The sequence below is a fragment of the Salipiger sp. ABF4_146 genome (genome assembly GCF_056161345.1).
The window spans coordinates 101038-123909 of record NZ_JBSWYX010000005.1 but is presented as its reverse complement, the minus strand read 5'-3'; the positions used below and the strand labels follow the sequence as shown (position 1 = coordinate 123909).

The following is a 22872-nucleotide window of genomic DNA, read 5'->3' as shown; positions in this document are numbered from 1 at the left end:
GCCGCCGGACCTCGGTCGAAATGGCACAAGAAAGACGGTTGCTCTGTGCGGGGAGTTTCGGCTCCGGGCCACAACAACCGATCACGCTGCGGTTGGAGGTAAGCCGGGCGTGATGCGCAGTCGAAAGACTGCAACCGCTTGATCGAAAGATCGGAGTCGGGGCGCTGCTAGGTCAATGGAAGCCACCTAGTGCATGAGCCCTTCACCACCTGTTGCACGCAGAGATTCCCCCGAGGACACCGCGACGACTCTGTTGCGATGCCCTCGGGGGGAAAGACCTATTCCCGCAGGTGATCATCTCAAACTTTCTGTGCACCCCATCAGACGATCACTTTCTGCAACGTAAAGACATGACAGGGCGCGAAGCGCCCGCAAGCGAGCGCAGCGAGTGCGCAGTGAACCGCCAAGGACGGCGAGTGCGAAAGGCAGAACGATGACGACCGATACCGACCACATGCGCCTCTTTAGGATCAAGAAGACGGCTCTGTCCGACTATGCGAAGCCGCCCAGCGACTTCGTTGAGACAGCGTTGCGGCGCGACGAGGCTCAGCGCGAGCTTCACCACCTGCTCCGGCCCGAAACCTCTCGGAACGAAGAAGGTGCGCCCCTGCCTGAGGCTGCGACGTCTCTGAACACCCTGGCAACAACGTGCATTACGATTAAGGACACATACTACCCCGACCCGATTTGGGAAAAGCTCGCCCATGATCTCGCTGAAGCCGCGCTGCACCCGGTGGACCCAGTTAGCGCAATCAAAGAGGTGATGGCGACCGCAGGCATCATGCCGGAGGGCTGTCGCAAAGACTGCGAGTCGTGAGCAGTAAACGAGGCATTCCCGGTCCGAAAACCTCGAGAATTTCTGCAAATCTGCAAAGTTCACGAACTTTTATATTATCATACAGACACTTACCGGCAAAAAAAGCCGCCACTTTGCCGGGGGCACGCGACACAAGGCCCGGAGTATCTAAGTGAAGCCATCCAAGAAAACGGAAGGCGGGCGTCGAGATCGGTAGACGCGGAAAGCAACCCGTCTCGACGCACAGATACAACGCTAGAGGTTAGTAAATGACTGAAACTAAAGAACCCCGCCCTCATCAGGGTGCAGGAGACCTGCTCGCTCCTCGCCAGTTCGTGATCTCTACCATCAACACCTTGGTAGAAGAAGGCAAAGCGGGAGCTGAGGTTCTCGACGCCATCGAGACACACGTTCTTGGCTACGCTCCCGAAGAACGCCGGTTGATTTTCTTCAGGAACCTGCCTTTTGAAGCGGAGGTCCTGTAGATGTATATGGATCCGAAGCCAAACTATATGGCCGGCGAGAGCTACCTGAAATCCCGGATCAGGCGGGAAATGGAGGCCGAGCGCGCTAGGAGTTCAAAGGCGCGCTTTGACGCGACTAAGGCTTTGTATCTGCCTCGGACAAGCGTCCTGGCACGTATGAAGTCGCTGGATCGGAACGCAGTGCTGGCGCATTTCTATGCCCGGGAGTTCGAACTCATCGCAGTGTGCGCCGAAGAAGGGCTCAAGTTAGACGAACGGGCAGCGCGCAAGCGTCTGGCTCACGTCGAGAGGGTGATACGCTTCTTCAAAGAGGTCGAAGAGGAGGCCGATCGCCGGAATACAGAACGCACCAGCACCGGCGGAACCAACTGGCATGAGCTCCTGCAGGAGCTCTTGCAGATCGCATGATCTCGAACACCCGGCACGGGTCGGCACCGCCAGTATGTGAATGCCAGGGTCCTGATAGCTATACTGGTGGGCACTATTCGTGCCCACCTATCCAAGCCAAAGCCTGTTAAATCCAACTTAACCTTCGGGCTCACACATTGGCCGGATGAGAATATTTGTATTCTTCATCGCCACCGATGCTTCGGCCCCGTCTGGTCCGTGCGGCTTCGTGCGAGCTTGCGACATCAGTCAAGCTTTCGAACTCGTTGACCACCCAGACACAAACTTGTGCGAGCTGTCCCCAGATGTAGAGTGGCCCGGGGCGGACCGCTCGTCGATATGGTGGGAGACTAAACGAGATGGCGACCGAGGAAGCCGCTAAGAAGCGCAACCCAGCATGGACGCGCGACGAACTGCTCGTCGCTCTGGACTACTACTTCCGCCACCCCGAAGAGTCGCACGACCCCGGCAAAGCCAGCGTTCAAGACCTCACACTCCAAATTGGCCAGGTCGCAAAATCCCTCGGGATCACTGGTAGCGACACGCTCCGCAACGCCAATGGCGTCTCGATGAAGCTACTGAATTTTCGCGCTCATGATCCCGACTACCAAGCGCGCGGACGCGTCGGTCTAAATCGCGGCAACAAGCTGGAAGTCGCGGTCTGGCGCGAGTTCGAGAATGCGCGCGAGCAGCTCCGCAAGGTGGTGCAAGCAATCCTAGCCAACACATCGAGCGCGGAGGCCAGTCCCTCGGTAGACGAGGAGGACGACTTTGAGGCTTCGGAGGGCCGCCTCCTTGTTCGCGTTCACCGGCGGCGCGAGCGAAATCGAGACCTAGTGAAGCGGAAGAAGAGCGCCGTCCTGCGTGACACCGGGAAGCTCTGCTGTGAAGTCTGCGGCTTCGACTTCTTCGAGAGGTATGGTGAACGCGGGCGAGGCTTCATTGAGTGCCATCACACCGTTCCGGTCTCCTCTCTCGGCGAAGGCGCGAAGACCAGCGTCAAAGACCTCGCGCTTGTCTGCGCCAACTGCCATCGCATGATCCACGCGGGCCGACCATGGTGGTCGATTGAAGAAGCACGGGCCGCTCTTCTCGGCTAGACGTGGCCAAATTGCTACAAGCCGCCCTCCAAGATCTGCTACAAAACGCGCAGCGAGCGCCCCGTAAGCCATTGCAATTAAAGGGCGCTGGTGAGAGAAGGAGAAGTCCAGCCTCTCACCTTATCCCGCACATTCCCCGTAGCGCCTGAACGCGCGGGGCCGGGCCTCGGCCCAGCCCATCGATGCGAACGGCAACCGCGTCATGATCCGCGGCACAGGGCACCGGCAGGCCCAGTGCTGACACGCGGATCACTGCGCGGACTCCTGTGCTGTTTACTGCGCTGGTTCGGTCGCGGCCTGTAGCCGCTTGTCCATCCGGCGGCCGCTCTGCGCATCGAACAGGTGCAGCTTGTGCGGATCGATCGCAAGATGCATCACATCGGCCAGCGGCGCGTCATGCGTATCGGTCACCGCAAGTGCCTGCTCTCCGACCCTGCCATGAACGATGCGCTGTGCGCCAAGTTCTTCAACGTAATCAACGCGCATCGGCACACCCGCGGAGGCAAAGCGGATGTCTTCGGCCCGCAGCCCCAGCGTGACCGCTCCGGCGGCATTGCCCAGTGCGGCAAGCCTATGCCCTTCGAACATCAACTGCCCGCCGGCGATCTGCGCATCGACCAAGCTCATCGCCGGTGCGCCGATAAAGGACGCGACAAAGGTGGACGCGGGCTTGCGGTAAACCTCGAGCGGCGCGCCGATCTGTTCGACCCGCCCGCCGTTCAGCACCACCAGCCGGTCGGCCAGCGTCATCGCTTCGAGCTGATCGTGCGTGACGTAGAGCGACGTGGTCCCCAGCCGCTTTTGCAGCTTGCGGATTTCCATGCGCATCGACACCCGCAGCTTGGCGTCGAGGTTCGACAGCGGCTCGTCAAAAAGGAACGCGGCGGGCTGGCGTACAATGGCGCGTCCCATGGCGACCCGCTGGCGCTGGCCGCCTGAAAGCGCACGCGGCTTGCGGTCGAGGTACGGGCCAAGCTCGAGCATTCGCGCGGCTTCAGCGACGCGCTGCTCGATCACCGTCTTGCTCTCGCCGCGGTTCTTCAGCCCATAGGCCATGTTGTCGCGCACCGACATATGCGGGTAGAGCGCGTAGTTCTGAAACACCATCGCAATGTCGCGCGCGGCCGGGTCCAACTCGTTCACCCGGCGACCGCCGATGTGCACGTCGCCCTGCGTCACCGTCTCCAGCCCGGCCACCATGCGCAGCAGCGTGGACTTGCCGCAGCCCGACGGGCCGACCAGCACGATGAACTCGCCGTCCTTGATGTCGATGTTCACGTCGGCGACCGCGGGTTGCGCGCTGCCGCCATAGGTCTTTCCGACCGACTTGAGGGTAAGCTCAGCCATTATTTGTCACTTTCCGTCAGGCCCTTGATGAACATGCGCTGGAAGATGACCACCACGGCAACCGGGGGCACCATTGCCAGCACAGCGAGGGCAAAGGCTTCGTTGTAATCGGGGATCTGGCTGCCGACCCAGACCTGCAGGATCGACTTGATGCCGCGCATGAGCGTGTAGAAGCTCTCGTCCGTGGTCATCAGCAGCGGCCAGAGGTACTGGTTCCAGCCGTAGATGAACATGATGATGAAGATCGCCGCCATCATGGTCTTGCTCAGCGGCACCAACACGTCGATGAAGAACTTCACCGGGCCGGCGCCGTCGATCCGCGCCGCTTCCAGCAACTCGTCGGGCACCGAGCGGAAGAACTGCCGGAAAAAGAAGGTGCCCGTGGCCGAGGCCAGCAGCGGCACGATCAGGCCGGTGTAGGTGTTCAGCAGGTGCAGCTCGGACATCACCTGATAGGACGGCACGATGCGCACCTCCAGCGGCAGCAGCAGCGTTGCGAAGATCGCCCAGAACATCAGCGTGGCAAAGCGGAAGCGGAAGTAGACCAGCGCGTAGGCGGCCATCATCGACAACACGATCTTCCCGATCGCAAAGCCAAGGCCCATGATCATCGAATTGCCCAGCATCAACAGGCCGGTGACATCGCCGGTAAAGCCGCCGCGGTGGGTCAGCACCTTGCCGTAGGTCTCGGCGCCGTGGGTGCCGGGGGGGAGGTAGAGACCGTTGGAATGGATGTCGATCGCCGCATGGGTCGAGGACATCAGCGCCATCACCACCGGCGTACACAGGAACAGCGCGCCGAGGATCAGGATCAGGTGGTCGAGGGGTTTGATTTTCTGCATGGCGTCACCCGTAATGCACGCGGCGTTCGAGGAAGCGGAACTGCAGCACCGTCAGCAGCGCCACGACGATCATCAAGATCACCGACTGCGCCGAACTGCCGCCGATGTCATTGCCTTTGAACCCGTCGAGATAGACCTTGTAGACCAGCGTCATCGGGTTGTTGGCGGGCTTGTCCTTCACGATGACGTCGATGATCGGGAAGGTGTCGAACATCGTGTAGGTGATGTTGATCACCAGCAGAAAAAAGGCGGTCGGGGCGAGCAGCGGCAGGGTGATGTCCTTGAACCGGCGCCAGCCGGATTGCGCGTCGATCAGCGCCGCCTCGCGCACCGAGACGGGCACCGACTGCAGCCCAGACAGAAAGAAGATGAAGTTGTAGGGAATCTGCTTCCACACGGCGATCACGATGAGCGCTGTGGCGGTGTCCCAGTAGTTGATGCCGACGCGCAGGTCGTAGCCGAAGAATGCGGCGAGGTCCTTCAGCGGTCCCATGTGCATGTCGAAGAACATCATGCCGATCAGCCCGGCCACCGGCGGCGCGATGGCGTAGACCGAGATCAGCAGTGTCTTGTAGGTTTCGGCGCCGCGGATCACCTTGTCGGCCTTGACCGCCAGCAGCAGCCCGATGCCGAGCGCCAGCGCGGTCACCACGACGCAGAAGAAGGCGGTGAAGGCGGCGGTCGAGAGGTAGCCCGAACTGCTCAGCGCATCGGTGTAGTTTTCCATCCCGACGAAGGTCGCGCCAAAGCCGAACGGGTCCTCGATGTAGAACGAGGAGGTCACGGCCTGCACCGAGGGCCAGTAAAAGAAGATCACCACCACAGCGAGCTGCGGCAGAAGAAAGAGCCACGGGGTCAACGGGCGGTCGAACTGCACGCGCTTGACGGGGGTGGCGGCGTCGCCGCTCCACCACGCGCGCAAGCGGTCCAGGGCGGTGCGCTCGGCCCTTGGCAAGGTCATGGGAGTATCGGTCACGGGCTGTGTCCTGATCGGGCTGTGCGCCTGCATGGCGCGTCAACGGCAGCGGGGCCCCGGACATCCGCCCGGGGCCCCTGAACGCGGCAGGGCCGGTCTTAGTTGGCGGTCTTGGCGAAGCGCTCGAGCAGCGCGTTGCCCTCTTCTTGGATGGTGTCGAACGCGGCTTTCACGTCGGTCTCACCCGAGAAGATGTTGTTGAACTCGCGCTCCATCACTGTGCGGATCTGCGGGTAGAAGCCCAGACGGTAGCCTTTGGACCACTCGCCGCCCTCCAGCATCAGCTGCTGAATGCCGACTTCGGCCACCGGCTGCTCGTCGTAATAGCCTTCGCCCTTAGCCATCTCGTAGGCGGCCTCGGTGATCGGCACGTAGCCGGTGTTCTTGTGCCAGTAGACCTGCGTCTCGGGCGAGGTCAGGAAGGTGAAGAACTGCGCGGTGCAGTTGTTCTGCTCTTCGGATTTGCCGGCCATGGCGAACAGCGCGGCTCCGCCGATGAAGCTCTGGGTGCCGGCGCCCTCGATGCTGTCCCAATAGGGCATGTAGACGGCGTCGAAGTCGAAGTCGGCCGATTGCTGCAGGCCGCCGAAGCTGCCCGACGAGCCGATCCACATGGCGGCCTCACCCTCTTCGAAGGGCTTGAGATTGTCAGCCCAGCCCGCGCCGTAGAAGCCGAAGAGACCGTCGTCGGCCCATGCCTTCAGCTTCTCGAACATCATCACCTGGTTCTCGTCGTTGACGATGATCTCGGTGCCGTCGGTGCCGTCGTAGCCGTTGTTGTTGGTGGCGAACTGCTGGTTGTTCCGCGACTTGAAGTTCTCGACCATCATCCAGGTCAGCTGCGAGGCGGTCATCGGCAGGTAGCCGGCGTCGCGCAGGGCCGGGGCGACCTCTTCAAACTCTTCCCAGGTTTTCGGCGGCTCGACACCGGCTTCTTCGAATGCGGCGGTGTTGTAATAGAGGATCGGCGCCGAAGAGTTGAACGGCATGCCGATGAACTTGCCGTCGCTGTCGGCATAGAAATTGCGCACGCCGGCGATGAAGTCGTCACGGTTGAACTCTTCGCCCGCGCCGGTGATCAGGTCTTCGGCGGGGATCGTCGCGCCTTTGGCGGCGATGATGGTGGCGGCCCCAGCGTCGAACACCTGCAGGATGTTCGGCTGCTCGCCCGAACGGAAGGCGGCGATGCCCGACGACAGCGCCTCTTCGTAGGTGCCGCGCGAGATCGGCGTCAGGTTGCAGGTGTCCTGCGCGTCATTGAACTGCTGCGAAATCTCGTTGATCACTTCACCGTTGCGGCCGCCCATGCCGTGCCACCAGCTGATGTCGGTGGCCGCGAGCGCGGTGGAGGCGGTGAGTGCGAAGACGGTCGTCCCTGCTGCAAGCTTGATCATTGTGTCCCTCATTGGTCAGGCGTTGTCTGACCGCAGCCCCTAAGCCGCGTCTGTGACACTTCGCATTACGCTGCATGACGTTTTGATTTACCCTGCATGACGTTTCGATGACGCAGGCGGCGGGCTGCCGACCACACCGGCCCACGTCAGGGTGCCTGCAGCCTGCCGCAGAAAAGCAAACGCGCCGGACAATGCCGGCGCGTCGAACTTGCTCAGAAGGTCGGGTGGGGCGTCAGAACAGCCCTGCTTCCTTGGCCAGCATGGCGGCCTGCGTCCGGTTCGAGGCGCCGATCTTGCGATACAGCGTTTTCACGTGCAGCTTCACCGTCGGCTCGCGGATGTCGAGATCGCGGGCAATCTCCTTGTTGGATTTACCCTGCGTCAGCCCTTCGAGCACTTCCAGCTCGCGCGGTGACAGGCGGTCGGCCATCGGGTGGCTCTGCGCGGCCTCTTCCTGACGCATGAAATCAAGCGGCGCATATTGCTCACCCATCGCCATGAAGCGCACGGCGTTGACCAGCGACTTGGCCGACAGTGTCTTGGGCAGGAACCCGGCGGCGCCGGATTCAAGAACCTTTTCGGCGACGTCGCGGCTGGCGGTGCCCGAGATGATCGCCACGCGGTGCGCCCCGTCCAGCGCGCTCATCTTATGGAACCCGTCGAGGGCGTTCATGCCCGGCATCGAATAATCGAGCAGAACAAGGTCGAACTGCTCGCCGGCCTTCACCAGCGCCTCGGCCTCGGAATAGCTGGCAACGCAGACCGTCTCGAAGGTGCCCTCGCCCTCCAGAAAGATCTGCAGCGTGTCGCGCAGCAGGTCATGGTCGTCGGCGATCAATACCCGCAGCACATTGGCCGGTCTGGTTAACGTCTGGGCCGCCTGCTGAGCCATCATGTCCCGTCTCCCGAAATACTCCGACGAATCGCCGGTCATCATTCTCTAAACAAATAGCAAATCTGTCGCCGGATTACGGTTAAATTAAGGACAAAACGCGGCGTGTGGCCTCCGTGCCATGTTCTACCTTGACGTGTTTTGGGCTAATTTCCGCTAACACTCTGTATCGAGTGGCCAATGTCGGCCAGCAAGATTCGAGCCGCCGCTACGGCATGGGCTGCGCCCGATGAAAAAGCGGGCTATGGGCGCTTTCTAGACGCCCTACCCGGACGGATAGCGAACCCTACCATTGCCCCGATACCGCTTCGGCGCCGCGTATGACAGTATTCGACGACGCACCAAGGAGTCGCCCCATGTCTCTTCTCTCGCCTCTGCGCGCCGTGATAGCTTTTGCCGTCCTCGCCACGCCCGTGGTCGCGGAAGATCTGCCCATGCCCGAGGGCGAGCCACTGCTGGTTGTCAGCGGTGCGATCACCAATACCAACGTTGATGAGACCGCGACCTTCGATTTCGAGATGCTCGAAGGCCTCGACACCCGCACCTTCACCACGAAGACGATCTGGACCGACGGCGATCAGACGTTCACCGGTGTGCAACTCAGTGACCTGATGGAACTGGTCGGTGCCGAGGGCGACGTGATGAAGGCCACGGCAATCAACGATTACGCGGTCGAGATCCCGCGCGAGGACTGGGTCGACGATGGCCCGATGATTGCTTTCCTCAACAACGGCGAGACGATGCCGGTGCGTCAGAAGGGCCCGCTTTGGATCGTCTACCCGTTCGACCAGAACCCCGAATATCAGACCGAGCAGATCTACTCGCGCGCAATCTGGCAGTTGGACCGCATCATCGTGCTTGACTAGGGCGCGCGGTTCATGCCCTTGGAGGCATGATTAAGTTGACCTTGTCCGATGACACTTCAACCCAAAGTCGTGCAACGCTTGTCCAGACCGGCGGCGCGGTATCCGCCCTCGTGCTCTGCGTCGGGCTCGTGGTCTGGCTTGGGTGGCTTGTCCTGCGAGAGATCGACGATTTCTCGGTCGCCAACTCCGACAACCTGCAGTGGAGCCTCGCGCAAGCGGATGTCGAGTTCCTGCAGTTTCGCCTCGCGCTGAAAGAGGCGCAGGACGACCCCGAGGCGCTTCAGGACGTGCGGCGCCGGTTCGACATCTTCTATAGTCGCATGGTCACCATGAGCAGCGGGCGGGTGTTCCACTCGCTCCGCGAGTCGCTTCAGTCTTCGGCGCCGCGGATGCGGGTGCTGGATTTCCTCGAAAACACCGTGCCGCTGATCGACGGCCCGGACGAGGCGCTGATGGCCGAGGTGCCCGAGGTCCTTGCGCAGTCTGAAAGCGTTTCCGCCGACGTCCGTGCCTTCTCGCTCGCCGCGCTCTCGGCCTTTGCCGAAGTGTCGGATGCGCGCCGCGAGGGTATTACCGAACTGATGATCTACATCGCGGCGGTGCTGCTGGCGTTGTTCGTCGGGCTGACGCTGCTGGCCTACGCCATGTTCCGGCTGTTCCGGCTCGCGCAAAAGCGCGCCGACGCGCTGCAGTTCGCCAGCACACGGATGAAGACCATCGTGCAGACCTCGCCCAACGCCATCGTCGTGACCGATGAGGTGGGCGTGATCCGCGAGTTCAACACCGCCGCCGAGATGCTGTTCGGCTACACCCGCGCGGAGGCCGTCGGGCGTCTTGCCGTCGAACTGATGGTGCCGCTCGAAAACCTTGCCAAGCACCAGCTTGGCGCCCTGAGCTTCCTCGAAGAGCACCGCCGCCCGCGCCCCGAAGAGCAGCATTTCGAGATCACCCTGCAGAACCGCAACGCGACGCTATTCCCTGCCGAGATCTCGGCGGACCGTGCCGATGCGGAAAACGCGCTTTATGTCTTCTACATTCGCGACATCTCGAACTGGAAGGAAGCCGAGGAACAGCTGACCGACGCACGCGACCGTGCACTGGCCGGCGAACGCACGAAGTCGGAATTCCTCGCGGTGATGAGCCACGAGATGCGCACCCCGCTGAACGGTCTTCTTGGCGCGATGCAATTAATGCGCGACCACAGCCTGTCGGCCCGGCAGACCGATCTGCTCGACCGCATGCAAAGCTCGGGCCGGCTGCTGCTGGAACTGGTCAACGACGTGCTTGACCTCGCGAAGTTCGAGGCTGGCAAGATGAAGGCCGACGAGGCGCCCTTCTCGATAAACCGTCTGCTCAGCGGGCTGGTCGAAACCGCGCAGCCTCTGGCGCAGACCTATGGCAACGAATTGCACTGGCGCTGGTGCGGCCCCGAAGGCGATGGCGCCATCGGCGATGCGCGGCGACTGCGGCAGGTGCTGCTGAACCTTGTCGGCAACGCGTTGAAATTCACCCGCGACGGCTCTGTCGAGATCGAGGTCGAATACCTCGATGCGGCCCGCTCCGAAGTGGAGTTCCGGGTGATCGACAACGGTATCGGCATCGCCGAGAAGGACCTCGCGCGTATCTTTCAGGACTTCGAGACGCTGGATTCCTCCTATGCGCGTGAATCCGGCGGCACCGGCCTTGGCCTTGGGATCGCCCGGCGCTTCATGCGCCTGATGGGCGGCGAGATCGGCGCCGAGAGCGAACCCGGCGAGGGCAGCCTGTTCTGGATCCGCGTGCCGCTCGAACCGGCGCCCGAATACGATGCCGACCCCGAAGAGCCCAGCACCTGCCCCGACAAGCCGCAGCGCCCGCTTGACGTGCTGCTGGTCGAGGACAACGAGATCAACCGCTTCATCGTGCGCGAAATGCTCGAAACCGAGGGGCACACGGTCAGCATCGCAGAAAACGGCCAGACCGGTGTGGATTGCGCCGCGCTGCGCCGGTTCGATGTGATCTTGATGGACATTTCGATGCCGGTGATGGACGGCACCACTGCCACCAGCCACATCCGCAGTTCCGGCGGCGCCTCTGCCGAGGTGCCGATCATTGCCCTCACCGCTCACGCGTTGCCCGAGGAACGCGCGCGCTTCCACAAGGTCGGCATGACCGCCTGCCTGACAAAGCCGATCGACAGGCCTTTGCTGATGCGCACGCTCGCCGAGGTGACGGGCAGCGACAATGAAACCGACGTGCCCTGCGATCCCGACATTTCTGCACCGGCTCCAGCCAAACTGCAGCAAGAAGCTCCCGCAAACTCCGAGATCGCACCAAAGCCCGCCGCTCCGGCGGCGCAGCCAGCGACCGACCTGCTCGACGAGGCGCGGCTCAATGCCTTCCTGACCGAGATTCCCCGTGCCGCTGCGGGCAAGCTGCTGGATCGTTTCTTCGCCGAAATGGACCAGACCATCGAAGCGCTGGCCGAAACCGCACCCGACGATCCCGATCTTGCGCCGGTCGCGCACCAATGCGCCGGGTCCTGCGGCCCCTTCGGCGTCGAGGCGCTGCGCCGCGCGCTTGGCCGTGTCGAGACGCAGGTGAAGATGGGAGAGCAGCCCACGCCCGAGGAATTGGCCGCGCTGCGCACGCTCTGGCGCGACAGCCGGGCGGCGCTGGAGGCGCGGCTGGAAGCCGCCTGACACCGCCGCGACGACCGCACAGCACAGCAAATGCGGCGGCCATTGGGCCGCCGCATTTCTTTTTCGCCTCAATCGCTTAAGCTCAATAATCCGACTCACCGGAGCCGCTGTTTCGGCGTCTTGGCGGGTCGCCCCGCGCTGAACCCTACCCGGACGGATAGGGCTCTCACCGCTTGCCCCATTCTCCTCCCCTCCGGAGCGGAGGACAGCCCCCACCCTGCCCCGCTACAAGAGGGCATGGGCCGGTGGTTGCCCAGTGATCTGTTTAACGAGTTTTCACCCGGTCCTGTTCGCAGAGAAGGTTGTTCGAAGATGCCCCGTTTTTCCGTCGTCATTCCCTGCTTCAACGCCGCAGACACCATCGCGGACACGCTCGACAGCCTTCTGGCTCAGACCGAGGGCGATTGGGAGGCGCTGATCATCGACGACGGGTCGACCGATGACACCCGCTTGATCGTCGCCGCGATGGCCGGGATCGACTTGCGGTTTCGCCTGATGAAGAACAGCGGCGTCGGCCCCAGCGCGGCGCGCAACATGGCGCTGGCCGAGGCCGATGGCGAGATCATCGCCTTCCTCGACGCCGACGACACCTGGCATCCGGAAAAGCTTGAACGTCTCGACGCGGTTTTCGACGACGAGGGCATCGACGCCTGCCACGCCCGTGTGGCGATGTACCACGGCCAGAAACGCATCGGCCTTTCGGTCAAGCCCGAAGCGTCACTTACGGTCGACGCGCTGCTGAGCGACGATCCCGTGTGCACCCTCTCGAACGTGGCGATCCGCCTCGAGAGCTTCCTGTCCAGCGGCGGGTTCAACACCGACATGGTGCACAATGCCGACCTTGAGTGGCTGATCCGTCTGGTCGGCGATGGCGCCTCGGTCATTGGTCTGGATGAAGTGCTGGTCGACTACCGCTGCTCGGCCAACAGCCTTTCGACCGACCTCGAAGGCATGGCCGCAGGCCGCTCGGTCGCATTGACCAGTGCCGCGCGCTACGGCGTCCGCAGCGATGCGCGGATCGAGGCCAGCTACATGCGGCAACTGGCGGGCCGCGCCCTGCGTATGGGTGCCCCGGGCCTTCAGACGCTGCGCCTCGGTCTTTACTGCTGCGCCGCCTGCCCCTCGGGCTGGTTTTCGAATCCGTTCTCCGGCGTGCGGGTGCTGACCGGCGCGCTCATCGCCTCGCTGCTGCCGCGCTCGCTGCGCTGCGCGCTTCTCTCGCGCTGAGCGACGGAGCCTCGCCAATGCCCTGCGCCTCGATCATCGTTCCGGCCCACAACGCCGCCGACAGGCTGGAGCCCACGCTCCGCAGCCTCTGCGCGCAAAGCCGTCCCGATCTCGAGATCATCGTGGTCGACGACGGCTCGACCGATGGCACCGCCGATTTGGCCGACTCGCTCGGCGATCTGCGGATTCGCGTGCTGCGCCAACGCAGCCGCGGAATGGCTGGCGCCCGCAACAGCGGCATCGCCGCCGCCCGCGGCAGCTACATCGGCTTTTGCAATGCGGGCGATCTGTGGAATCCGACCAAATTGGCCGAACATGTGCTGCAGTTCGAAACCAACCCCGGCCTCGGCCTGAGCTATGCGGGGTTTGAACTGCTTGACGCGTGCGGTGCGCCGACCGGCATGAAGAACATGCCGCCGCTGCGCGGCACAGGCGCGGCGCGGGTGTTCCGGCGCAACCCGGTGGGCAATGGCTCGACCGCCATGTTCCGCCGCGCGGCGCTCTGCGGTCTGGCTTTCCGGCCCCCGCAAGAGACCGAGCGCGACTGGTGGTTCGACGAGACCTTCCGCCAGTGTGACGACATCGAATGCTGGCTGCGCTTCGCGCTGACCACGGACTGGGAGATCGCTGGCATCCCCGGCGTGCTCAGCCGCTGCCGTGTCCCCGCGGGGACAAGCGCCGCCTGCACCGACAAGCATCTTGCCGCATGGGAGCGCATGGTGGCCAAGCTTGCGGTGCTGGATCGTCACTTTTTTGGCCGTCATCTGCGCAGCGCCCGCGCCTATCAGTACCGTCACCTCGCCCACCACGCGCTTGGCCGCAAGGACAGGTCTGGGGCCGCGGCACTGCTGCGCAGCGCGCTTTCGGTCTCTGCGGCCCCCCTGTTGGAAGAGCCGCGCCGCACACTCGCGATGGCCAGCCGGGTCCTACGCCTGTCGCTGACGACCTCGAATTCCGCCGTCTGCAGCCGTGATCCCGCGTCTCGGCGCGGCACGTCTGTCTGATACACCCTTCGCCTGGAGACCAGCCAATGCTTCGCATAGCCCATCTTCATGACGATCGCGCCGGCACCGGGCTTGCCCGCTATCTTGCGTTTCTGAAAAGTGATGCTGCGCTCGGCGCAATGGCCGACCAGCAAGTGGTTCAGGTTTCGCGCTATGCTGCCGGCGCCACGCGTCTGGAGGCGGACGTGATCGTCTCGCATCTGCCGCTGTCGTGGCGCAGCCTGCCCGGGCTGATGGCTCTGCGCGCGCGCCATCCCGGCGCCATGCTTGTCCACATCGAGCACGACCATTGCGAGGGTCTGCTGGCCGCCAACACCCGGCGCCGTGGCCGCCTGCGGGCCTCGCTGCGCAGCGCGTTCTCGATGTTCGACCAAGTCGTCGCGGTCAGTCAGGCGCAGGCGCGCTGGATGCGCCGCCATGCGCTGGTGCCGGTCAGCCAGCTTTCGGTGATCCCGCCGTGCAGCGACATGTCGCGGCTGACGGCTCTGCCCTCCCCCGTCGGCCCGGTGCGCCGCATCGGTGCGATCGGAACCCTGCACCGGCAAAAGGGCTACGACATCTTGATCCAGGCCTTCTCCGAGGTCTCGGCCCGGGATGCGCGGCTCGACATTTACGGCACTGGCCCGCAGCGCGCAGAACTGCGCGCGCTGGCGCGGTACGATCCACGCATCACCCTGCATGGCTGGGTGCCGGTGCGGACCGCGCTGCGCCTCTCCGACGCCATCGCGATGCCCTCCCGCTGGGAGCCCTATGGCCTCATCGCCCAAGAGGCGCAGGTCGCAGGGCGTCAGGTTCTGCTTTCCGGGCGCGATGGGCTGGCCGAGCAGATGAGCGCCGAGACGATCGAAGTGGCCGACCTTTCGGTGCCCGCGTGGAGCCGCGCGCTGAGCGATGTGCTCGGAGCCCCAGCCAGCGCCGCGCGGCTGCCAAGCGAGCTGCCGCATGAGGCGACGGTGCTGGGATGGCAGGCGCTGCTGGCGCGCCTGCAATCGCGCCAGACGGGCTCTGCCTCGCGCTTCGCCACGATCTGAGCGAGACCGCCCGGCTACACCCCGGGCTCGGAACACAGCTGTTGCTGCCGCCGCCCTTGCGCCAGAAGCCAATCGCGCAGGGCGCGGCCCTTGGGTTTCTCCAGCGAGGCACGATCCCACGCCAGCCCGTAGGGCACCGCAAGCGGCATGCGCAGATCGAAGGGCACAACCAGCCGCCCATTTGCCAGCTCTTCGCCAATCATCCCCAGCTGCCCCAGCACAAAGCCGCGCCCGGACACCGCGGCGTCGATGGCACTGGACGACAGCGCAAAGGTCAGGCCGGGCCGCGCCGAGGACGGCGGCGGCCGCAGACCGCAATGCACCGCCCATTCGCTCCACCCCGGCACCTGATGAGCGGCGAAACTCTCGGTCCAAACGATCTCGAGCAGCGGAAACTCAAAGATATCCTCTGGCTGCTGCAGATCGCGTCCGGCCAGCAGCGCGGGGGCGCAGGCGGGCACGATGCGGTCGGTGAACAACTCGGCGTAGTGCTCATGCGGGGGCTGGTCATCGAAGTAGAGGCGGAAATCGACATTGTCGCGATGCAAATCGGGCTCGATCTCGGTGCCCATCAGACGCACCGGCGCGCCGGGGTTGGCCGCCGTCCATTCGAACAGCCGCGGGCCGAGCCATTTGTTGGTGACCGTCGTCAGCGAGCTGATCACGAACCCAAGGCCATTGCGCGCCCGCGCCAGCGCGGCGCCGGCGTGGTCAAGCTGGGCAAAGCCCTTGCTTAGCTCGGCATGGTAAATCCGCCCCCAGCTGGTCAGTTCAAGCTGTCGCCCGCGCCGTTCCAGCAAGGCCAGACCAAGATGCTCTTCTAGCCGCCGGACCTGCTGGCTCACCGCGCCTGACGATACGCCAAGTTCCTGCGCTGCGCGCCCCACAGAGCCGCAACGGCCTACCGCCTCGAACGCCTGCATGGCACGAAGATGGGGCAGCGGTCGCATCGGGGTCCTTTCCAAGTGGCGCGGCGAGTGAACCACGTGCCCCCGGCCTTGCCAAGCCGTGGTGGTCCGCGCTCAGATCAGAGCAGGAAGTCGTCTTCTTCGAGATCCTCCTCAGACGACACCGCAAGTGCCTGTGCGTCGCCGTCGATATCGAAACTGAGCGTCGCCGTGCCATCCTCCTGCGAGAGTGCCGCCATGAGCGCGGCGCCGTCTTGCCATGCGCCGATCTGCGACAGGTCGATCTGATCGCCCTGCGTGAAATCGGTGATGGTGACGTCGCCCGCCACGGCCCCAAGCCCAAAGACATCCGCGCCGTCGCCGCCGGTGAGCGTATCGTCTCCGCCGCCCCCGATCAGCGTCTCGGCCCCGTCGCCACCTTGCAGATGCTCGTCGGCTTCAGTGCCAGTCAGCTGCAGATGCGCCGCGCCATCGCCATCCAGCGTCCAGACGCTGCCCGGCTGCGTCACGCTGACGTCGGCGATCTCGCCCTGAAGCGCACTGTCGCCGCGCCCGCCGAGCAGGTTGCTCAGCCGCGCGCTCCCTGTAGGCACCACGCCATCGCCCTCGGCAATCTGCGCACCGTCTTTTTCGACATACATGTGGCCGCCCGCATCCACGCCGACCGTCCAATCGGCCGTCTCGCCCGCGGTGATGGCCTCTTCGGCGACAACGTAATGCGTGCTGCCGCCTTGGCTGACGGAAAAGACCACGGCATCGCTTGGGCCCAACTGGCCAAAGGCGATGCGATCCTCCCCGGCACCGCCGAATTCGAACACCTGCTGGCCCCGCGCCTCGGTGATGTCGTCAAAGCGCAAGGTGGCCGAAAACTCGAAAGCCCCGTCGATCTGCGGCAGGATGCCATCGGCTTCGGCATCCTCTTCTGCGTGGGGCTTTGTGTCGGTAGCAGGCTCATCCGCCGTGTCATCAGGCGCAACCTCGGTGGCGCCGGCTTCGGGCGTCCAGACGGAGCTGCCTTGTGTCACCGAGACCCCGGTCATCTCGCCGTGCAAAGATCGGCTGCCCTCTCCGCCAAGAAGGTTGCTCAGCCGAGCGGTGTTTGCGGGCACAACGCCATCGCCCTCGGCAATCTGCACACCATCCTTTTCCACATACATAAAGCCACTGGCGTCGACGCCGACCATCCAGTCGGCGGTCTGGCCTTGGGTGATCGCATCTTCAGCGACGATCAGCGCCGTCACCCCATCCTGCACGATCTCGAAGAGCACAGCGCTGCTTGGGCCCAGCTGGCCAAAGGTGATGCGGTCTTCTCCGTCGCCGCCGAATTCGAACACGCGCTGGTCGCGAGCCTCTGTGATGTCGTCGAAACGGAGCGTCGCCGCGAACTCAAAGGCACCGTCGATCTGCGGCAAAGCGCCTGCGTCACCGCCGGGCGCGTCTGCTCCGGTGTCGGCCCCGCCACCGCCCGTGTCGGTTCCACCGGTGTCCGTACCTGAGCCTGTTCCGGGATCGGTGCCGGCATCCGTTCCTGTGCCAGAGCCTGTATCCGCGCCGGTTTCGGCATCACCTGCCGCGCCCGCCTCCTCGCCGTCGGACGTCCATACCTCGTTCCCCTGCGCGATCGAGACGTCGGCAATCTCGCCGATCAGCGCCGCGTCGCCCGATCCGCCAAGTTGATTGTCGAGCCGCTCGGCATCGGAAGGCACAACCCCGTCACCCTCGGCGACCTGCACGCCATCCTTGTCGATATACATAAAGCCGGTGTCATCGACGCCGACGGTCCAGACCGCCGTCTCGCCTTCGGAGAGCGCCTCTTCGGCCACCACCATCCACGTGGCATCGTCTTGAATGATCTCGAAGATCACGGCGCTGCTGGGGCCAAGCTGGCCAAAGCTGATCCGATCCTCGCCGGCGCCGCCAAATTCAAAGACCCGCTGCACCTGCGCGCCCGACAGGTCGTCAAAGCGGATGCTGGCCTCGAACTCGAACGCGCCGTCGATCTGCGGCAAGTCCGCGGCGGGCGCTGTGTCGTCTGTTCCGCCCGTTTCGGTACCGCCGGTATCCGTTTCGCCAGTTTCCGACCCGCCGCTGCCCGTGCCCCCCGCCTCGGTCTCTCCGCCTTCAGAATCGGTGCTTGCCGTGCCTTCGCCGTCCGCCGCCGGGACCGCCGCGGGGATGCCGAGCGCCTCGAGCTGTGCCGCCGAGGCGACCTGCGCGGCAAGCACGCCAACCAGCGTCAGCGACACGCCACCGGGAAAGCCCAGCACCGCATCGCCTGTGCCATCGCCAAGCGTGTCGGTGACAGTGACGTCGCCGGTATCCACCGGCGCGCCGTCATCACCGGTCAGGCCCGAGACGTCGAGCAGATCATTCTCGGCGTAACTCCCGCCCCCCAGATCGGTGGGCGCCGCAAAATCGGTCACCGCATCGCGTCCGCCACCGTCGACCAGCACCAGCGTGTCGACGCCCGCGCCCAACATGATGGTTTCGATCTCCTCGTAGATCAGCGTGGAGGTGCCGTCGGAGACGTTGCCGATGCCCGGGGTCACATTTCTCAGATCGACGCGCAGCGCGTCGGTGACCGCAGACAGATCGAGCGTGTCGCCGACGGTTTCATCGACCCCTTCGGCATCAACCGTATCGTTGCCGAAGTCGTTCTCGATGTGGAAGGTGTCGTCACCCCAGCCGCCCCAGTAGTAGTCGTCGCCGGTGCCGCCCCATAGCTCATCATCGTCGTAGGAGCCGCGCATCCAGTCGTTGCCCGCGCCGCCGATCAGCGTGTCGTTGCCCTCGTTGCCCTCGAGCGTGTCGTCGCCATCGCCGCCGCTGACGTAGTCGTCGCCGTGCTGGCCATAGAGTGAGTCGCTGCCCGCGCCACCGATCAGCGAATCGCCGCCCTCATTGCCGGAGATCGAGTCGTCGCCAGCGCCGCCGATCACCGTGTCGGCGCCCGCGCCCGCATAGATCGTGTCATTGCCTGCACCGCCGGTGATGAAATCATCGCCCGCATGGCCGAGCAGGCTGTCGCCGCCTGCGCCGCCGTCCAGCGCGTCATCTTCAGCGCCGCCCCCCAGCGTGTCCTGCCCGGCGCTGCCGGTCACCGCCGCAAAGAAACTCCACTCGGTGCTGCCGCCAAGCTGCGCGTCGAAGGCGGCCGGGGCGGTGGCATCGCCGACCATGAAACTGCCGCCGCCGTGGTTGAGAAACAGCACGAGATTGGCCTGATCGAACTCGATGCCGAATTCTTCGGGCAAGGCAGACAGATCAAGCGTGTGCCCGCCCGAGGCTTCGGAGATGCCGGCCCAGAAGGCCGGGTCATTCCAGTTGTCGCGCGTCACTGCATAGGTCGTCATACCAAATACCCTTCACACAGCCCCGCACATAGGCGCAGCCAACACCACCCAAACGGGTCTGCGCCGGAAATCGTCTCTGGTTAGGGAGAGTTTGAGGCAACTTTTGGGCAGCCCGATCCCAGCGGTACCGCCCTACGCGCCGATCGGCATCTCTGCGCAAGAAATCTGCAAAAACAGCAATTTACTGAGAAAGATCGTCGTGCCCGGCCCCGACGGTTCGGCGGGGCCAGTGCGCTGTCAGACGGTGCCCTTGCTGCGCTCGAGCATGCTGCGCAGGTCCTCGGCCTCGTGCCGCGCTTCGCGCAGGCCTTCCATCGCCGCTGAAAGCTCGGCTTCGGTCTGGGCCAGTTGATTGGTCAGTTCGGCCTCGCGCTGCTGCAGGTAGGTGATGGCCTGATCACGGGTCTCTTCGGCCTCGTGCAGTTCCTTGCTCATCTTCTCAAGCTGGTCGACGTCGGCCTGCGCCACCCGCTTGAAGCGGTGCACCAGCCAGTTGGCGAACCAACCCAAGCAGAATGCCACGAAGAGAATGATCGCCGTGGCAATCACGAATTCCGTCCGGTTCATTCCTCTGCCCCTTCCTGCGGTTCCTGACCGTCTTGCCCTGCCTCGTCCGGCGCCGCCTCTGCCTGAGCGGCGTCCTGACCTTGCGTTTCGTCCTGCGCCTGCTCTGCGCCGTCGGCCTGCGTGTCCGCCGTGTCGCCGTCCGTTTCGCCATCAGCCGGCGCATCCTCGGTCGGCTCAGGTGGGATCAGCTTGAATTCGATCCGGCGGTTTGCCTCGCGGCCTTCTTCTGTACTGTTATCCGCAATCGGCGTGGTTTCGCCATAGCCTTTGACGCGATAGCTGGAGGTCAGCACACGGCGGTTGCGCAGCGCGTCGAGCACCGATTGCGCCCGGTCGCGGCTCAGCGCCTCGTTCATCGACTCGCGGCCCTGACTGTCGGTGTGGCCCTGAATTTCCAGTGGGATGTCGCCGCAGATCTTCAGAAGCTCGGCAAGCTCATCCATGATGTCCTTGGCCGAGGCATCAAGGTTGGCCGAGCCCGGCTCAAAGCTGATCTTGCGGTCGCCGATGATCTCGACGATCTGCGCCTCGCATTCCTCCGGCGTCGGGATCGCCAAGGCCGGGTCCAGCTTTTCCAGATAGGTCACATCGATCTCAAAGTCGCTACCATCGCCCAGCTTCTCGGCCAGCAGCGCCGAGATCTCGGCATTGGCGTCCGGGTTGCCGGTGTCGCCCGAGATACGGACCAGATCAGGCGTGATGCGCAGGGCGCCATTGCTGAGTTCGCCCATCGCTTCAAGCCCGGCCAGAACGCGGGTCGCCCATCCGGTCGGCAGCCCCTCGGCGACACGGGCGGCGGTATAGACCTTGTCCGAACCGAAGAGCGCTTTGGCCAGACTGTCCGCCGTCTCGCGCGAGAGGTCGGAATTGATCCGTCCGCGCAATTGCACCGCGCCCTGCGGCGAGAGCGTGGCGGTGAACTCGGGCGGCCCCTGATCGCCTGCTTCGGGTGTTTCGGGCAGCGTTGCATGCAGCGCAAAGACCTGCGGCAGATCGGTGTCGAGCTCGCCAACCACCTTGTCAAAGAGTTGCTGCTCGGTGCCTTCGGGCGCGGCCAGCGCCACATCCGCGTTGGAGAACGTCACCGACCCGCCGCCAAGCTCGGCCAGCGCGCGGATGCCCATAGCGGTGGCGTCGCCCCAGCGGCGCGATGGCACGCCCAGACCGATGCGGCACTGCGCCTGACCATCAAACCCCGCGACCTTGGCCGCCTCCAGAATCTTCGTGCGCGCCTCTTCGGTATCGGCGGAACAGGCATCGAAGCGGATGCCCTCGTCATCCATCACGAAGCGCAAAGTGAAGGGGGTGATCACCGGACGCGGCGCGGAAAGATCGAGGCTCAGGTCCACCGCATCGGGCACCCGGCGGCGCAGGTCGCGTTCGATCTCGCGTTTGTCGGCCTCGCTGTCGGTCATTGCCTTGATGTGCACCCGCCCCGCCGAGACGGAGACCTTGGAGCGCGGCAACTCCTCGAGCACGCGACCGGCAAAATCGACCGCCGGTTTCCAGCCGTCCGGCGGCGGGAAATCGGCCTCTTCCAGCAGATCAGACACCTGCTGCTGGCTGGACACCATGCCCGACATGATCTCAAGCAGGCGCGCGCGGTCAGTCTCGGTTGGCACCAATCCGATGATCGAGATGCCGGCGTCGTTGCGCAATATCTCCATGGAGAAGCGCGGCGCTTCGATCGCCTCGGCATCGGCCACCAGCATCTGGTCGATCACCCGGGCCGAATCCACCACCGAGCCTGCCACGGTCATCGCGCGGAACCGCGCGGCTTCGTCGGGTGCGGTGCCGATGAGAAACACCTGCAAGCCATTTACATCGACCTCGGCCCAGTCCTGCCCATCGCGGATGAGCGCGTTGGCGACATCTTGCCGCGAGGCGGTCTCGACCATCTGCATCGAGAAGAACGCCGTGCCGGCGCAGAGCGCCGCTGCGGCGACAAATGCGGTGGCCGGAATGAGATAGCCGGAAAGGCGCATCACAGCGTCCCTTTCTTGATCATTTTTTCAACTCTGATACGCCCCGGTCCCGGTCGGCGCAATCACGCCAAGAGAGCGACGGCGAAAAACAGCACGGGCAGCAATCCGGCGTCGCGGTTGGACCGGAACAGCTTGAGCAGCACGTCGTTGTCGTTCACGTCGAGCTTGCGCATCTGCCAAACCATGTGCCAGCCAAAGGCCCAGGGCCCCGCGATCATCAGCACCAGCTGCCCGATCTCGCCGTGCGGCGCGGCCAGCACCACCGCAACGCCCAGCAGCGCCACGGAAATGGTCATGAACCCCGCCAGCATCTTCGGTGTGCGCTCGTCGCCGAACAGCCGCGCGGTGGATTTCACCCCGATCAGCGCGTCGTCTTCCTTGTCCTGATGGGCGTAGATCGTGTCGTAGAACAACGTCCAGGCCATCCCCGCAAAGTAGAGCGCCACCGCGGGCCACCCGAGGCTGCCGCTGTGGGCCGTCCATGCCAGCAGCGCGCCCCAGTTGAACGCGATGCCAAGGAACACCTGCGGCCACCACGTGAAGCGCTTGGCGAACGGGTAGATCGCCACCGGCCCCAGCGACAGCACGCCAAGAAGGATGGCCATCGGCGGGAAGGTCAGCAGGATCGCAAAGGAGATGAGGCATTGGATCACCGCCCATGCCAGCGCCTGTTTGGCGCTCACCTGCCCCGAAGGGATCGGGCGCGAGGCGGTGCGCGCGACGCTGCCGTCGATATCCCGGTCGGTGATGTCGTTCCACGTGCAGCCCGCGCCACGCATCAAGATCGCGCCGATGCCACAGCCGACGAAGATCCACAGGTCGAACCATGAAGCGTTGCCATCGGCCACCATCGACAGCAGCAGGCCCCACCAACACGGCAGCAGCAGCAGCCACGTCCCGATGGGTCGGTCGGCGCGCGACAGGCGCAGGTAGGGTCGGGTCCACGCCGGGGCGCGGTGGTCCACCCAATTTCCGCGTACCGCGTCGGACACCTGTCCTGAGGGATCTGGCGCTGCGCCGGGATGGGTCAT

At 64.3% G+C, this 22872-nt stretch carries 19 protein-coding genes; 9 read left to right on the top strand and 10 right to left on the bottom strand.

Annotated features, from left to right (window positions below):
- Positions 1-433 precede the first annotated feature (433 nt).
- The 4 genes from ACXAJT_RS09080 to ACXAJT_RS09065 all read left to right on the top strand — a co-directional run bounded on the left by ACXAJT_RS09080 (position 434) and on the right by ACXAJT_RS09065 (position 2768).
- Complete coding sequence (locus tag ACXAJT_RS09080) at positions 434-817, top strand: hypothetical protein (protein ID WP_475234643.1); 384 nt, start codon at positions 434-436, stop codon at positions 815-817.
- A 248-nt stretch (positions 818-1065) separates the two neighbouring features.
- Positions 1066-1281 carry a hypothetical protein gene (locus ACXAJT_RS09075; RefSeq protein ID WP_475234642.1) on the top strand — a complete coding sequence of 72 codons (216 nt, stop codon included), beginning with the start codon at positions 1066-1068 and terminating at the stop codon, positions 1279-1281.
- Positions 1282-1689 (top strand): hypothetical protein, encoded by a 408-nt coding sequence (locus ACXAJT_RS09070; protein ID WP_475234641.1) that lies wholly within the window; start codon positions 1282-1284, stop codon positions 1687-1689. It begins immediately after the preceding gene.
- A 338-nt stretch (positions 1690-2027) separates the two neighbouring features.
- Complete coding sequence (locus tag ACXAJT_RS09065) at positions 2028-2768, top strand: HNH endonuclease (RefSeq protein ID WP_475234640.1); 741 nt, start codon at positions 2028-2030, stop codon at positions 2766-2768.
- A gap of 273 nt (positions 2769-3041) precedes the next feature.
- Here the strand turns inward: ACXAJT_RS09065 and ACXAJT_RS09060 are convergent, their stop codons facing one another.
- The 5 genes from ACXAJT_RS09060 to ACXAJT_RS09040 all read right to left on the bottom strand — a co-directional run bounded on the left by ACXAJT_RS09060 (position 3042) and on the right by ACXAJT_RS09040 (position 8222).
- Positions 3042-4115, bottom strand: a complete 1074-nt coding sequence (locus ACXAJT_RS09060; RefSeq protein ID WP_475234639.1) for a sn-glycerol-3-phosphate import ATP-binding protein UgpC — start codon at positions 4113-4115, stop codon at positions 3042-3044.
- Complete coding sequence (gene ugpE, locus ACXAJT_RS09055; protein WP_475234637.1) at positions 4115-4957, bottom strand: sn-glycerol-3-phosphate ABC transporter permease UgpE; 843 nt, start codon at positions 4955-4957, stop codon at positions 4115-4117. The genes ACXAJT_RS09060 and ugpE overlap by 1 nt, the downstream gene beginning before the upstream one ends.
- Positions 4958-4961: 4 nt before the next feature.
- Complete coding sequence (locus ACXAJT_RS09050) at positions 4962-5933, bottom strand: ABC transporter permease subunit (RefSeq protein WP_475234636.1); 972 nt, start codon at positions 5931-5933, stop codon at positions 4962-4964.
- A 98-nt stretch (positions 5934-6031) separates the two neighbouring features.
- A complete protein-coding gene (locus ACXAJT_RS09045) occupies positions 6032-7327 on the bottom strand; it encodes an extracellular solute-binding protein (RefSeq protein WP_475234634.1) in 1296 nt (431 codons plus the stop codon).
- 232 nt (positions 7328-7559) lie between these two features.
- Positions 7560-8222: a LuxR C-terminal-related transcriptional regulator gene (locus tag ACXAJT_RS09040; protein WP_475234632.1), complete on the bottom strand. Its 663-nt coding sequence runs from the start codon at positions 8220-8222 to the stop codon at positions 7560-7562.
- Positions 8223-8575: 353 nt separating this feature from the next.
- On the opposite strand from ACXAJT_RS09040, the gene ACXAJT_RS09035 reads away from it, so the two are divergent.
- The 5 genes from ACXAJT_RS09035 to ACXAJT_RS09015 all read left to right on the top strand — a co-directional run bounded on the left by ACXAJT_RS09035 (position 8576) and on the right by ACXAJT_RS09015 (position 15028).
- Positions 8576-9085, top strand: a complete 510-nt coding sequence (locus ACXAJT_RS09035; RefSeq protein WP_475234631.1) for a putative pterin-binding protein — start codon at positions 8576-8578, stop codon at positions 9083-9085.
- A 26-nt stretch (positions 9086-9111) separates the two neighbouring features.
- On the top strand, positions 9112-11766 hold the full coding sequence (locus tag ACXAJT_RS09030; RefSeq protein ID WP_475234629.1) for an ATP-binding protein: 2655 nt from the start codon (positions 9112-9114) through the stop codon (positions 11764-11766).
- 312 nt (positions 11767-12078) lie between these two features.
- Complete coding sequence (locus ACXAJT_RS09025) at positions 12079-12993, top strand: glycosyltransferase family 2 protein (RefSeq protein ID WP_475234628.1); 915 nt, start codon at positions 12079-12081, stop codon at positions 12991-12993.
- Positions 12994-13010: 17 nt separating this feature from the next.
- On the top strand, positions 13011-13997 hold the full coding sequence (locus ACXAJT_RS09020; protein WP_475234626.1) for a glycosyltransferase family 2 protein: 987 nt from the start codon (positions 13011-13013) through the stop codon (positions 13995-13997).
- Positions 13998-14023: 26 nt separating this feature from the next.
- A complete protein-coding gene (locus tag ACXAJT_RS09015) occupies positions 14024-15028 on the top strand; it encodes a glycosyltransferase family 4 protein (protein WP_475234625.1) in 1005 nt (334 codons plus the stop codon).
- Positions 15029-15042: 14 nt separating this feature from the next.
- Here the strand turns inward: ACXAJT_RS09015 and ACXAJT_RS09010 are convergent, their stop codons facing one another.
- The 5 genes from ACXAJT_RS09010 to ubiA all read right to left on the bottom strand — a co-directional run bounded on the left by ACXAJT_RS09010 (position 15043) and on the right by ubiA (position 22872).
- On the bottom strand, positions 15043-15978 hold the full coding sequence (locus tag ACXAJT_RS09010) for a LysR family transcriptional regulator (RefSeq protein WP_475234624.1): 936 nt from the start codon (positions 15976-15978) through the stop codon (positions 15043-15045).
- 77 nt (positions 15979-16055) lie between these two features.
- On the bottom strand, positions 16056-19289 hold the full coding sequence (locus ACXAJT_RS09005) for a calcium-binding protein (RefSeq protein ID WP_475234622.1): 3234 nt from the start codon (positions 19287-19289) through the stop codon (positions 16056-16058).
- Positions 19290-19526: 237 nt separating this feature from the next.
- Positions 19527-19856: a hypothetical protein gene (locus tag ACXAJT_RS09000; RefSeq protein ID WP_475234621.1), complete on the bottom strand. Its 330-nt coding sequence runs from the start codon at positions 19854-19856 to the stop codon at positions 19527-19529.
- Positions 19853-21841 (bottom strand): OmpA family protein, encoded by a 1989-nt coding sequence (locus tag ACXAJT_RS08995; protein ID WP_475234620.1) that lies wholly within the window; start codon positions 21839-21841, stop codon positions 19853-19855. Before ACXAJT_RS08995 ends, ACXAJT_RS09000 begins: the two co-directional genes overlap by 4 nt.
- 62 nt (positions 21842-21903) lie before the next feature.
- The gene (ubiA, locus tag ACXAJT_RS08990; RefSeq protein WP_475234619.1) at positions 21904-22872 is read right to left on the bottom strand and encodes a 4-hydroxybenzoate octaprenyltransferase; all 969 of its coding nucleotides are present in this window, start codon (positions 22870-22872) and stop codon (positions 21904-21906) included.